Source organism: Longispora urticae, assembly GCF_053902585.1.
Window position 1 is genome coordinate 160,239 of sequence record NZ_JAQZSH010000011.1, and the last position, 12,388, is coordinate 172,626.

12 protein-coding genes are annotated in these 12,388 nt (G+C 73.4%); 7 read left to right on the forward strand and 5 right to left on the reverse strand.

Annotation, left to right across the window (positions count from 1 at the left end; genetic code table 11):
- Positions 1-32: 32 nt before the first annotated feature.
- A complete protein-coding gene (locus PT931_RS05750; RefSeq protein WP_456244629.1) occupies positions 33-857 on the forward strand; it encodes an MBL fold metallo-hydrolase in 825 nt (274 codons plus the stop codon).
- The gene (locus PT931_RS05755; RefSeq protein WP_456244630.1) at positions 854-4,393 is read left to right on the forward strand and encodes an AAA family ATPase; all 3,540 of its coding nucleotides are present in this window, start codon (positions 854-856) and stop codon (positions 4,391-4,393) included. The genes PT931_RS05750 and PT931_RS05755 overlap by 4 nt, the downstream gene beginning before the upstream one ends.
- Before the next feature lie 225 nt (positions 4,394-4,618).
- On the opposite strand, the gene PT931_RS05760 is transcribed toward PT931_RS05755, so the two are convergent.
- Together PT931_RS05760 and PT931_RS05765 are read right to left on the reverse strand one after the other, a co-directional pair.
- Positions 4,619-4,918, reverse strand: coding sequence for a hypothetical protein (locus tag PT931_RS05760; protein WP_456244631.1), 300 nt, complete (start codon positions 4,916-4,918; stop codon positions 4,619-4,621).
- 253 nt (positions 4,919-5,171) lie between these two features.
- Positions 5,172-5,849 carry a Crp/Fnr family transcriptional regulator gene (locus tag PT931_RS05765; protein WP_197006031.1) on the reverse strand — a complete coding sequence of 226 codons (678 nt, stop codon included), beginning with the start codon at positions 5,847-5,849 and terminating at the stop codon, positions 5,172-5,174.
- Positions 5,850-5,962: 113 nt separating this feature from the next.
- Here PT931_RS05765 and PT931_RS05770 point away from each other — a divergent pair, with 113 nt between their 5' ends.
- The gene (locus PT931_RS05770; protein WP_456244632.1) at positions 5,963-6,619 is read left to right on the forward strand and encodes an adenosylcobinamide amidohydrolase; all 657 of its coding nucleotides are present in this window, start codon (positions 5,963-5,965) and stop codon (positions 6,617-6,619) included.
- 4 nt (positions 6,620-6,623) lie between these two features.
- On the opposite strand, the gene PT931_RS05775 is transcribed toward PT931_RS05770, so the two are convergent.
- From PT931_RS05775 to PT931_RS05785, 3 genes are read right to left on the reverse strand one after another with little or no spacing between them, the layout of a single operon-like run.
- Positions 6,624-6,848, reverse strand: coding sequence for a hypothetical protein (locus PT931_RS05775; protein WP_456244633.1), 225 nt, complete (start codon positions 6,846-6,848; stop codon positions 6,624-6,626).
- Positions 6,845-7,849 (reverse strand): hypothetical protein, encoded by a 1,005-nt coding sequence (locus PT931_RS05780; protein ID WP_456244634.1) that lies wholly within the window; start codon positions 7,847-7,849, stop codon positions 6,845-6,847. Before PT931_RS05780 ends, PT931_RS05775 begins: the two co-directional genes overlap by 4 nt.
- 49 nt (positions 7,850-7,898) lie before the next feature.
- Positions 7,899-9,134: a Gfo/Idh/MocA family protein gene (locus tag PT931_RS05785; protein WP_456244635.1), complete on the reverse strand. Its 1,236-nt coding sequence runs from the start codon at positions 9,132-9,134 to the stop codon at positions 7,899-7,901.
- A 71-nt stretch (positions 9,135-9,205) separates the two neighbouring features.
- Between PT931_RS05785 and PT931_RS05790 the strand changes: the two genes are divergently transcribed.
- Genes PT931_RS05790 through PT931_RS05805 form a run of 4 tightly spaced genes read left to right on the forward strand, consistent with a single transcriptional unit; the run spans position 9,206 to position 12,383 of the window.
- Positions 9,206-10,345, forward strand: coding sequence for a CapA family protein (locus PT931_RS05790; protein ID WP_456244636.1), 1,140 nt, complete (start codon positions 9,206-9,208; stop codon positions 10,343-10,345).
- A 57-nt stretch (positions 10,346-10,402) separates the two neighbouring features.
- Positions 10,403-11,146, forward strand: coding sequence for an endonuclease III (gene nth, locus PT931_RS05795; RefSeq protein WP_456244734.1), 744 nt, complete (start codon positions 10,403-10,405; stop codon positions 11,144-11,146).
- Entirely contained in the window at positions 11,143-11,658 is a 516-nt protein-coding gene (locus tag PT931_RS05800; RefSeq protein ID WP_456244637.1) for a TlpA disulfide reductase family protein, read from the forward strand. Before nth ends, PT931_RS05800 begins: the two co-directional genes overlap by 4 nt.
- The gene (locus PT931_RS05805) at positions 11,655-12,383 is read left to right on the forward strand and encodes an NUDIX hydrolase (protein WP_456244638.1); all 729 of its coding nucleotides are present in this window, start codon (positions 11,655-11,657) and stop codon (positions 12,381-12,383) included. Before PT931_RS05800 ends, PT931_RS05805 begins: the two co-directional genes overlap by 4 nt.
- Positions 12,384-12,388 lie beyond the last annotated feature (5 nt).

Below are 12,388 nucleotides of genomic sequence, written 5' to 3' on the forward strand. Positions count from 1 at the left end.
AACGTGAGCTTCGTCGCCGTACCATCTCTGTCATGACGGATGCTGGGGGGCGGATGTCCGGGTCGGCGGGCGCCCTGTTGGAGGAGCTGCCGGCGTGGGCGCGGTTGGTCCGTGCACCCAACCCGGGGCCGATGACCCTCACCGGAACGAACACCTGGGTCCTCCGCGACCCGGAGGCCTACGCCGGCCTCGTGGTCGACCCCGGCCCGCTCGACGAGGCGCACCTCGCGGCGATCGTCGCGCACGGTCCCGTCGCCATGATCCTCGTGACCCACGGCCACCACGACCACGTCGAGGGCGCGGCCCGGCTCCGCGAGCTGACCGGCGCCCCGATCCTGGCCGTCGACCCCACGCACGGCGCGCACCCCGTTGGTCACGAGGAGCCCGACGGCAGCGCGCCCGAGGAGCTCCGCGACGGCGACGAGGTGCCGCTCACCGGGATCACCGTCGAGGTCCTGACCACCCCCGGGCACACGTCCGACTCCGCGTCCTTCCTGGTCAACGGCGAGGCCGTGCTCACCGGGGACACCATTCTGGGCATGGGCAGCACGATCGTGGCGCACCCGGACGGCAACCTCGGGCAGTACCTGGAAAGTCTCGAAAGGCTCGAAGGTCTGGGGTCGATCCCCGCGCTGACCGGGCACGGCCCGGCCCTCGCCGACGTCTCCGCCGCCGCCGGGCACTACCTCGCGCACCGCCGGTCCCGGCTCGACCAGGTCCGCGCCGCCCTCGACGCCGGGGCGACCACCCCCGCCGAGGTCGTCGCCGTCGTCTACTCCGACGTCGACCCCGCGCTGTGGTGGGCCGCCGAGCTGACCGTGCGGGCCCAGCTCGACTACCTGCGGGTGACACGGTGACCTGCGCGGTCTGCGGCACCACCGCCGTCGCAGGGGCCCGTTTCTGCCACAACTGCGGCACCGCGCTCCCGGCCGCCGAGGCCGTCCTGCCCGTCACCGAACGCCGGATCGTCACCGTGCTGTTCGGTGACCTGTCCGACTTCACCGCCTGGTCCGAGGACCGCGACCCCGAACGGGTGGGGGCGGTCACCGACCGGGTGCTCGCGGCGCTGGCCGGTGCCGTCAAGACGTTCGGCGGGCACGTGGACAAGCTCACCGGCGACGGCATCATGGCCGTGTTCGGCGCGCCCGTCGCGCACGAGGACGACACCGAGCGCGCCGTCCGGGCCGCCCTGGCCATGCAGCGGGCCGTCCGGCGGGTGCTGGACGACGAGCAGGGCGGCGGCGTCCCGATGGGGCTGCGGATCGGCCTGAACACCGGCGAGGTGGTGGCCGGGGTCCAGGCCGGCGTGGAGTACACGGTCATCGGCGACACCGTGAACACGGCCGCCCGGATCGGCGACGCGGCGGCGATCGGCACCGCCTACGCGGGCGAGTACACGGCCGCGGACACCCGGCGGATCGCCGCGTGGCGGAAACTGCACCCGCTGAAGCTGAAGGGCAAACGCGAGCCCGTCGAAACCTACGAACTGCTCGGCCTCCTCGACGCCCCCATGGACCGCGAACGGCTCGGCTTCAGCGACGAGGCCGCGTTCCTCGGCCGGGAGACCGACCTGGGCCGGGTCACCGACCGGCTGTCCGAGGTCATCGACCGGGGCGAGCCCCGCATCCTCGTGGTCACCGCCGAGGCCGGGGTCGGCAAGAGCCGGTTCGCGGCCGAGGCGGCCCGCAAGGCGGCCAAGCGCGGCACCCGGACCCTGTCGGTGCGCTGCGCGGCCTACGGCGAGCGTCGCCGACTGGCACCGCTGGCCGACCTGGTCCGGGTCGCCATCGGGCTCAACCCGGAGGACAGCAACACCCACCCCGGGCTGACCAAGGGCGTCGCCGAGGAACGGCTCCGCCGGGTCGCCGAACGGCTCGCGAAGAGCGGCAAGGCCAAGGACCCGATCAGCATCGACCTGCTGCTCGCCCTCCTCGGCTTCGGCGAACTGCCCGTCATGCAGCCCGAACGGCTCGGCCGGGAGCAGTCCGAGGAGGAGGCGGTGCCCGCCGCCGTCGCCACCCTGCTGTCCGCGCTGGCCACCGAGACCCCGCTGCTCGTCGAGGTGGACGACGCCCACGACGCGACCCCGCAGAGCATCGACGCGCTCGGGGCCATGCTGTCCCGGCTCAGCGGACCGGTGCTCGTGCTGCTGCTCGGCCGCCCCGAGCTGGTCCGGACCGCCGGCGTGCTCGGCCGGATCTCCGACGCCGAGGTGCACGCGCTGTCCCCGCTGCGGGGGGCCGACGCGGCCCGGCTGCTGTCGGCGTACCTGTCCGGGGGCCGGCTCGCCCAGGCCGACGAGGACAAGCTGCTCGCCACCGCGCTGGGCAACCCGTTCTACCTCGCCGAGCTGGTCACCCTGCTCCAGGAGCGCGGGCTGCTGACCTCCGTGGACAACCAGTGGACGCTGGAACCGGGGTCGCTGGACGGGCGGCTGTTGTCGCGGGACCTGGCGGCGGTGCTCGCGGCCCGGATCGACGCGCTGCCTTCGGAGTCGAGGTCGGTGCTCCGGGCCGCGGCGGTTGTCGGGGACACCGTGCCGTCCGGGGCGCTGGAGACGCTGCTCGGCACCCCCGAGGCCGAACTCGAACCGGTGCTGGAGGAGCTGCTCAGCCGACGGATGCTGCGCCGCCTGCGGTACGGCTTCTCGTTCACCACCCCCCTGATGCGCCAGGCGGCGTACGCGGGCGTGGGAATGGCCGACAAGGCCGAACGGCACGCGGAGCTGGCCCGCTGGGTGTCGGCCTCCCCGCCGGCCGGCATGTCCGCCGTGGACGTCGACCTGTTCATCGCCGAGCACGCCGAGCAGGCCGTGCACTTCGGCCGGGCCATGGGCCTGCGCGAGGACGACGACGCGCCCAACCGGCCCAGCGTCACCCGGCTCGGGGTCGCCGCGCTCGGCCGGCTCGCCCGCCGTTCGGTGTCCGGCGGGGACCCGACCCAGGCCGCCCGGTACGCCGAGCGCGCCGCCACCCTGTCCGGCGGCGACCTGTCGGCCTCCGACCAGGTCACCTACGCCCGGGCCCTGCTCCAGCTCGCCCGGCCGCACGACGCGCTCGACCACGTCGGCCCCGTGCTGACCGACCCCGACCCGCTGGTCCGGGTGCAGGCCCAGCTCCTCGCCGGCCGCGCCCACCGGGTGCTCGGCGCGGCGGACGAGGCCGTCCGGCTGTGGACGGCCGCGCTCGCCGGGGCGGAGGCCGCGAACATCCCCACCCAGCGCGCGGAGGCGCTGCTGCGGCTGGGGATGGCCGACTACCTCGCCGGCCAGTTGACCGAGGCCGCCGCCCGGTTCGAGGCCGCGCACAAGGTCTCCGTGGACTCCGGCGACCGCCGCAACCAGGCCTGGGCGCTGCAACACCTCGGCTGGGTCACCACCACCCGGGGCGACTTCGACGCGGCCGACACCGTGCTCGGCCGGGCCGCCCGACTGTTCGCCGAGCTCGACGACCCGGTCGGCAGAGCCTGGATCAGGGGTACGACGGCCTTCGCGCGCCTCCTCGGCGGCAAGCTCGCCGAGGCCCGCCGGCTCGCCACCGCCTTCCTGCCGTTCGGTGAGCGGGTCGGGGAGCACTGGGCCGTGGGCACCCTGCGCAGTGTCGAGGCGTTCGCCGCGGCCGAGCTGGGCGAGCTGGCCGAGGCCGACCGCGAGGCCCGGCGCGCGTACCGGGACTTCGCCGCCACCGACGACGACTGGGGCCGGGGCCTCGCCATGATCGTGCGCGGGGTCGTCGCCCGGGGCCTCGCCGAGCCCGCCCAGGCCGTGGACCTGCTCAACGAGGCCGAGGCGTACTCGACCCGCGCCGGCCACCCCCTCCTGATCGGCATGGCCCGCACCATCCGGGGCTACGTGCGCCTCGAACTCGGGGACGTGGCCGCCGCCGAGGAGGAGGCGCTCCAGACCCTCAAACTCGTCTCGACGTACGACGCCCAGGACGCCGCCCGGGTCGGCCCGCTCGTCCTCCTCGCCGAGGCCCGGCGCGCCCAGGGCGACGTCGGCCGGGCGCTGGAGCTCCTGGAGGAGGTGTCGGCGTGCGCCGCCTGCCCGTCGCTGCTCCTGCCGCGCACCCAGGCCGTCGCGCACTACTCCGAGGCCCTGCTCCAGGCCGGCAGGATCGACGAGGCGGTCGCGCACGCGCGCTGGGCGGCCGAGTCGCCCGTGGAGGAGCTGCGGAGCCGGATCGTGGCCCAGAGGGCTCTGGCGGCGGCTCTGGCGGCAGCCGGGGAGCTGGCGGAGGCCCGCGAGGCGGCGACCCGGGCCGTGGAGCTGGCGTACTCGACGCAGCAGTTGGCCGAGCGGCCCGCGAGCGACGCGTTGCTGGCTTCGCTGACGGATGCGTCGACGGCGGGTCCGGGGCTCGTGTCACCGGGGGCGACCAGCCCGGCCCAGTGACGGGGCACGGCCGGGCGGGAGGTGGGAACCGCCCCGATCGTCCCCGGTGGAGCCCGGAGCGGCGGCTTCCCCCGGCACCGTGGACCGGTGCAGCCTGGAGCGTCCGCCCAGCATGGTCGATCGGCGGAGCCGGAAGAGGCCCCCGCACGGTGGACGCTGGAGCGGCGGCTCTGCCCGGCACCGTGGACCGGTGCAGCCCGAAGCCCGGCACCGTGGACCGACGGGTCAGCGGTGGAAGTGGTTCCAGGTGTAGGTGACCACCGCGATGACCGCGAGAACGATCAGACCGCCGATCGCGCGGCGCAGGACGACCTCGCCGAAGACGCGGAACTTGGAGGCCGGTGGAGCCGGCGCAGGGGTCCGGACAGGTGCCGGGGTCACGGCCGAGCGCTGGGCCGGGACGGCCGCGAGGACCGGATCCTGGTAGCCGGGGGGCCGAGGGACGGTGGCGAGGCCGATGGCCCGGCCGGACCCGGATCCCGGGGAGGCGGCGGGCTGCGGGGTTCCCTCGACGGGGTCGGACACGTCACTGCTCCTGGATGTTGGCGCGGGGCGGCGCGTTCCGACCTTAAATGATCTGCCCGCGCGGCTTCCACGTAGTTGACCAGGAAGGACGCGATTCTGCCTGAAAGGGGGAGGCGCGCCGGAACCCGGGGAGTCGCACGGCGTAACAGGGGATGAACCTGCTCTTGATCGTGGACTTCCGGCGGGAGCCGCCGGCCAGGCACGGCGAGGAGCCGCCAGGGTCACCCCTGCGGCTCCTCGTGTTGCCGTGCGGTCAGACGCGGGCCCGGCGAGCGAGACGCTCGGGGTCCAGAATGATCACGCTCTTGCCGTCGAGCCGCAGCCACCCCCGGGACGCGAAGTCCGCGAGAGCCTTGTTCACGGTCTCCCGGGAGGCGCCGACCAGCTGGGCCAACTCCTCCTGGGTGAGGTCGTGCGTGACCCGCAGGACGCCGCCGTCGCGGGTGCCGAACCGGCTGGCCATCTGCAGCAGGTTCTTGGCGACCCGGCCGGGCACGTCCGTGAAGATCAGGTCGGCCAGCGCGTCGTTGGTGCGGCGGAGCCGGCGGGCGAGAACGCGGAGCAGCTGCTCGGCGATCTCCGGCCGGTTGGTCAGCCACGGACGCAGGGCCTGCTTGCGCAGCCGGGACAGACGAGTGTCGGTCACCGCTGTCGCGGTCGCCGTCCTCGGCCCGGGGTCGAACAGTGAGAGCTCGCCGATCATGTCACTAGGGCCCATGACCGCGATCAGGTTCTGTCGCCCGTCCACAGCCCGGCGACCGATCTTCACCTTGCCGGACAGCACGATGTACAGGCTGTCCCCAGGCTCACCTTCGCTGAACACGACGTCACCCTTGCGGACGTCGATGTACTCCATGTCCTTCGCGAGCGCCTCGGCGGCCTCCGGATCTACCCCCTGGAAGATCCCGCTGCGACCCAGTACCTCATCCATCGTCTGCAACCTCCACTCGCGCAGGTGTGCCCGCGCGAGTCGAGTCTAGGCCCATCGTTGTCGGAAACGGGCCAGCACCCACGATCAAGGTCGTTTTCCCCGTACGCCACTATGTGGCCGTGGACGGCGAACTCACCTCCCGGCCCGAGTCCGGGTCCCAGATACCCATTTTGTACTGGCGGCTCCCCGCTCCCATGACGGCCGTCTCCAGCGGCGTGCACGGTGGCGGTCTGGGGGTCCGGGACTGGGTGCTCAACGCGACGGTCCCCATGTCCTACAGCCGTTCCGACCCCGCCGCGCACGTCGGCGAGCTCGCGGCCGGCCTCGGGTTGACCGGCCCCGGGGTGGGGCTGCTGACCGGGGTGGACGTGCGCGACGTGGTCTCGGCCGTCGACGGCGGGGTCTCGGCGCACGTGACGGTCGGGCTGGGGGCTCCCGCGTGGGCCGCCGCGCCGGACGGGCACCTCCGGCGGCTGACGCCCGGGACGGTCAACATCGTGTGCTTCCTGCCGGTGCGGCTGTCGGACGCGGCGCTGGTCAACGCGGTGGCCACGGTCGCGGAGGCCAAGGCGCAGGCCATCTGGGAGCTGGGGATCGCGGCGACGGGTACCGCCAGTGACGCCTCGTGTCTGCTTTGTCCGGTGGCGGGTGATCCGGAGCCGTACGGTGGGCCGCGGTCGGAGTGGGGTGCGCGGGTGGCGCGGGCGGTGCACTCGGCGGTGCTGGCCGGGGGCAAGGACTGGCTGGCCCGGCCGCGCGCCTGGGGCTAGGCGGCTACTCCGTCGGCCGGTGGTGCTGCGGGATGTCGAAGAGGTCGTAGACCCGGGACTCGATGTCGTCCCAGTGCCAGCCCTCCTTCGCCCACTGGCCGAGCTGGGCGAGCTGGCTGTCGTACGTCGAGGAGGACAGATCCACTCCCGCTGCTCCCGTCTCCATGGCTGAGGGGTTCGCCGCGAACGACTCCACGGCCCCCGGGCGCTCGCGGTCCTCGGGCCTCATGCCGGCCGGCCCGCGCTCGACAGCAGCGACTCGCAGGTGCCCCGCCACTGGCCCAGCTGGTCGGCCAGCGCGGTGAAGGCCCGCTCCACGCCGGCGAGGGCCGTGCCGATCTCGGCGAGCAGGGCCAGGCCCCGGCGCAGTTCCGTGTAGATCTCCTGGGTCTGGGCCGGGACGAGCCAGATCTGCAGGCTGCGGTCCGGGTACACCAGGGCGCGCAGCCGGGGCAGCGGGCCGTCGAGCAGGTCGTCCGCGAGGTCGAGGACGACCTCGGCGGACCTGGTCGCCTCGGCGGACACCCGGCCCAGTTCGGCGGCGATCGCGCGGTCCAGCTCGACGAGGCCCGCGAGGCCCGTCCGCCAGCGGTGCAGGTGGCTCTCGAACTCCGCGCCCGCCGGGGTACGCCACCCGGGCAGGCCCGGGCCGACGGTGTCGAGGACGGCGGTGGTGCCCGCGCCGAGGGTGGCGTAGGCGGTCGCCAGCCAGCCGAGGCGCTCGATCCGGCCGGCCAGCGGGGCGGTGACCAGGGCGGGGAGGTGGTCGTTCGTCAGCCTGTACCACAGCTCGGTGTGCTCGGCGAGGCGCTGCTCCGTGCGGGCGAGCCGCTCGTGCCGGTGGAACTCGGGCACCGGCAGCGCCAGGGTGCCGTCGTACCGGAGCAGACGGTCCCGGGCCGGCGCGGAGCGTGGCCCCGGCACGGTGAACGACGCGGACCCCCGGAGTCTGTCCAGGCTGGCCGCCGCCTCGGAGTCCCGCGCCCGGTACTCCCGGGCGGCGCGGGTCAGCCAGTGCGCGGTGCGGCCCAGCCCGGACTGGCTGTCCTGGAGCACCCGGGCGTGTGCCTCGCCGAGCCCGTCGAGGGGCGCGCGGAGGTCACCCATGTCGGGGAGGGCCCGGCAGGTCACGTCCGCGTACCTGCTGAGGGCGTCGAGGTTGGTGTCCTGCCCGTCGAGCAGCGCGGCGAACCCGTCGAGCTCGTCCGGACTGAACTCGACCTGCGCCATGGCCGGCACCCTACCATTTGCCCGCCACAGCCATCGATGAAACTGGTCCCTATCGGATGGTCTCGACGGTCCCCTGGAGACGGGCCCGCTCGGCGGCGAACACCGCCAGGTGCGAGTTCAGGGAGGCCTCGCCGCCGCTGCGGATGTGGGTCGGGTCGCCGGTGCGCAGCGCCGTGGTGAAGGCGGCCATGATGCCGTCGTCGCCGCCGCCGTGGCCGCCGGACGCGCTGGCGTCGCCGACGGCCCCCGCGTCGACCGTCTCCCAGGTGCGGGTCGCGAACTCGAAGACCCGGACGGTCTCGCCGTCGCCGTCGAGCTCGCCGTGCGTACCGAAGATGCGGGTCTTCCGGTGGGCCTGCTCGTTGAACGCGGTCATCGTGAACACGCCGCTCGCGCCGCCCTCGAACTCCAACGCGACCACCTGGTGGTCGACCACGTCGTTGTCGCAGGCGTAGACGCACCGGCCGTAGGGGCCCTCGCGGAGCGCCTCGTCGAGGGATTCGCGGGTCGGCTCCGGGGTGAGGATCGTGAGCGGCCAGGCGCGTTTGCCCTCGTCGTAGAACCGGTGGTAGATCTTCCGCGCGTCGTAGGAGCAGTCGGTGAGGGCGCAGTCGGTGCACCGGTCGGCCGCGCCCGCGGGCTGGTTCTCCCGGGTGAACTGCGCGAGCCCGCCGAAGCTGGACACCCGGCTGATCGACGCGCCGACGACGTACTGCAGCCAGTCGATGTCGTGGCAGGACTTCTGGAGCAGCATGAACGTCGACTCGGCGGTGTTGCGCCAGTTGCCCCGGACGAACGAGTGCGCCTGGTGCCAGAAGCCGACGGGTTCGAGGTGCTGGACGCTGACGATCTTCCCGATCCGGGGCAGGGCGTGCTTCACCAGGGCGGTGTAGGGCGTGTAGCGCAGCACGTGGCAGACGGCGAGCATGACGCCGGCCTCGGCGCAGGCCGCGACGATCTGCCGGCACTCGTCCTCGGTCGGGGCGAGGGGCTTCTCGAGCAGGATGTGGTACCCGGCGGCGGCGAAGGCCAGGGCCGGCTCCAGGTGGTCGGCGTCCTGGGTGCAGATGGCCACGGCGTCGGCGATCCGCTCGCCCCGGGCGATGATCTCGCGCCAGTCGGCGTACGGCTCGGCGTCGTGCTCGGTGACCAGCTTGTCCCGGTACTCCACGCGGGGCTCGGCGACGGCGACCACCCGGGCGTGCTCGGGATGGCGGGCGACCCAGTTCGCGTACGAGCCGCCGCGGCTGCCGGCCCCGACGATGGCGATGGTTATCTGCGACACCAGCCGAGTATTGCTGAACTCTTTCTAAAAGACCAGAGGTTAGAGTGCGCCGCCTGAGAGAGGAGTGCCCGATGGCGGCAGGTCAGAAGAAATGGCTGGTCACAGGCTTGGTGACCGTGATGCTGATCGGCGTCGGCGTGGTCGTCGCCGGGTTCGCCATCGACACAGATGAGCCGAAGAAGCCGGTTTCGGCCGGTGTGCCATCGAGGGAGTCCGCTACCGTTTCGGTAACACCTTCCGCCGAGCCGCCCACGGTCACCATCACCGGCACCGGCGACGTGATCATGGGCGCGGCCCCGGGCCTGCTGCCCCCGAACGCCGGCAGGGACTTCTTCCAGCGGGCCCCGCTCGCCGGGGACCTGATCATGGGCAACCTGGAGAGCCCGCTCACCGAGGACACCGGGCACAAGAAGTGCAAGGTCGTCGACGGCAAGCCCGAGGAGGGCTGCTTCGCGTTCCGGCTGCCGCCGAGCTACGCCACCCACCTCAAGGCGGCCGGCTTCCAGGTGCTCAACCTGGCCAACAACCACACCCTGGACATGGGCCCGGCCGGGCTGGCCAACACCCGGACCACGCTCACCGGCCAGGGGCTCCGGCCCACCGGCGGGCCCGGGGAGATCACCCTGGTCGAGGCCAAGGGCCTGAAGATCGCGGTGCTGGGCTTCTCGCCGTACTCCTGGGGCGCCTCGCTCCTCGACGTCCCCAAGGCCGCCGAGCTGGTCCGCAAGGCCGCCACCCAGGCCGACCTGGTCGTCGTACAGATGCAGATCGGGGCCGAGGGGGCCGCGTACGCGCACGTCAAGCCGGGTACCGAGAACTTCCTCGGCGAGAACCGGGGCGACCCGATCAAGTTCGCCCGGGGCATGGTCGACGCGGGAGCCGACCTGATCATCGGGCACGGGCCGCACGTGCTGCGCGGGATGGAGTTCTACAAGGGCAGGCTGATCGCGTACTCGCTGGGCAACTTCTCCGGGTACCGCGTGCTGTCCAGCGCCGGACCGGCCGGGATCGGCGGCGTGGTGTCCGCGACCCTGCGCGCCGACGGCACCTGGGTGTCCGGGACGGTGCTGCCGACCGTGATGGTCGAGGGCGGGTACCCGTCGATCGACCCGAAGAAGCAGGCCCTCACCCTGATCCGGGACCTGTCGAAGGCCGACCTGAAGGCCAGCGCGCCGACGATCGGCGACGACGGGGCACTGACGCCCCAGTAGGCTCGGGGGGTGACTGACTCACCCGTCCGGCCCGCCCGGCGGCGTCGACCCTCGCACGTGCCCGCTTCGGCCCCGGTGGAGACCCCGCTCGCGTTGAAGCGCCGCGCGCGCCGGATCACCCGGGAACTCGCCGAACTGCACCCCGACGCGCACTGCGAACTCGACTTCACCAACGTGCTGGAGCTGACCGTCGCGGTGATCCTGTCCGCGCAGTGCACCGACGTGCGGGTCAACCTGACCACCCCGGCCCTGTTCGCGAAGTACAGGACTGCCGAGGACTACGCGGCCGCCGACCGCGCCGAGCTGGAGGCCATCATCCGGCCGACCGGTTTCTACCGGAACAAGGCCACCTCGATCATCGGGCTCGGCCAGGGGCTGGTCGACCGGTTCGCCGGCGAGGTGCCCGGCACCATGGCCGAGTTGGTCTCCCTGCCCGGCGTCGGCCGCAAGACCGCGAACGTGGTGCTCGGCGACGGCTTCGGCGTGCCCGGGCTGACCATCGACACCCACTTCCAGCGGCTGGCGACCCGGTTCGGGTGGACCACCTCCACCGACCCGGTGAAGATCGAGCACGAGATCGGCGCGCTGATCGAGCGTCGGGACTGGACGATGCTCTCGCACCGGATCATCTTCCACGGCCGGCGGGTGTGCATCGCGCGCAAGCCGGCGTGCGGGGCGTGCTCGCTGGCGCCCATGTGCCCGTCGTTCGGGGTGGGGCCGACGGATCCGGAGGTGGCCGTGCGGCTGTTGAAGGGGGAGCGGGTCAAGGAGATCGCCGAGCGGGCGGGTATCGAGCTGTGAGAGCCGCCCGGGTCGTCGGGGCGGCGCTGATGACACTCGTCGCGGCCGCCGCCTGCTCCTCGCCCGCCGGGCCCGGCGAGCCCGCAGCCCAGGAGGAGACCTGGTTCGCCGCCTGCGCGCCGGCCACGGGCGCCGGCATGGAGCTGCCCTGCTTCACCGGCGGCGCGGCCAGCACCGTCACCGGCCCGGCCGTCGTCAACCTGTGGGCCTCGTGGTGCGCGCCGTGCCGCCAGGAGCTGCCCGCGTTCCAGCGGCTGGCCGACAAGGACCAGGTGCGGGTGCTGGGCGTCGTGACCCTCGACGACCGGGCCCGCGCGCTCGACACCGCCAAGGACCTGAAGATCACATTCCCCATGTTGTACGACTCCGCCGGCAGGTTGCAGAAGTCCGTCGGCAGATCACTGTTGCCGATCACCCTGTTCGTGGCCGCCGACGGCCGGGTCACGCACACCTACACCGGGCCCGCGTTGGACGACGCGGCCCTCGGCGCACTGGTCGAGGAGCACCTGTGACCGACCTGCCCGACTGGCTGCCGCCCCTCGTGGAGCGGATCAACGGTTCCACCACGGCGGACTTCACGCGGTACGGGCCGCCGGAGACGGGTGGGCGGCGGAGCGCGGTCCTCGTCCTGCTCGGCCCCGCGGTGGGTCCGACTCCCGACACCAAGGCTGTCCCCTCTCCGACGGAACCGGACCGGCCGGACGTCCCCGGGACGCGGGCGCTGACCTCCGCGGGGCTCCCCACGGGCGCCCCTTGGGCCGACGTGCTGCTGCTGGAACGGGCCGCGACCCTGCGCAACCACGCCGGCCAGCCCGCCTTCCCCGGCGGCGCCGCGGACGAGGGCGAGACCGACCCCGCCGTCACCGCGCTCCGCGAGGCCCAGGAGGAGGTGGGGCTGGACCCGGCGAGCGTCGAGGTGCTCACCCACCTGCCTGACCTGTGGATCCCGGTCAGCGACTACGTCGTCACCCCGGTGCTCGCCTGGTGGCACGCGCCGCACCCGGTCGGCCCGGTGGACGCGGGCGAGGTGGCCCGCGTGGTGCGGGTACCCATCCATGATCTGGTCGACCCCGCGCACCGGACCCGGGTCCGGCACTCCAGCGGCTACGTCTCCGCCGCGTTCGAGGTGGCCGGTATGCAGGTCTGGGGGTTCACGGCCAATGTGTTGTCAGTGCTCCTGGATATCGCGCAATGGTCCGTTCCCTGGGATCAGGACCGGATTGCCGAGCTGAGATAGCCTGG

Excerpts from the sequence above, each read along its gene's own strand:
- PT931_RS05780 (WP_456244634.1), bottom strand. The coding sequence starts at position 7,849 with ATGGCGCAGGTCGAGTTCAGTCCGGACGAGCTCGACGGGTTCGCCGCG.
- PT931_RS05775 (WP_456244633.1), bottom strand. The coding sequence starts at position 6,848 with ATGAGGCCCGAGGACCGCGAGCGCCCGGGGGCCGTGGAGTCGTTCGCG.
- PT931_RS05765 (WP_197006031.1), bottom strand. The coding sequence starts at position 5,849 with ATGGATGAGGTACTGGGTCGCAGCGGGATCTTCCAGGGGGTAGATCCG.
- PT931_RS05790 (WP_456244636.1), top strand. The coding sequence starts at position 9,206 with ATGGCGGCAGGTCAGAAGAAATGGCTGGTCACAGGCTTGGTGACCGTG.
- PT931_RS05750 (WP_456244629.1), top strand. The coding sequence starts at position 33 with ATGACGGATGCTGGGGGGCGGATGTCCGGGTCGGCGGGCGCCCTGTTG.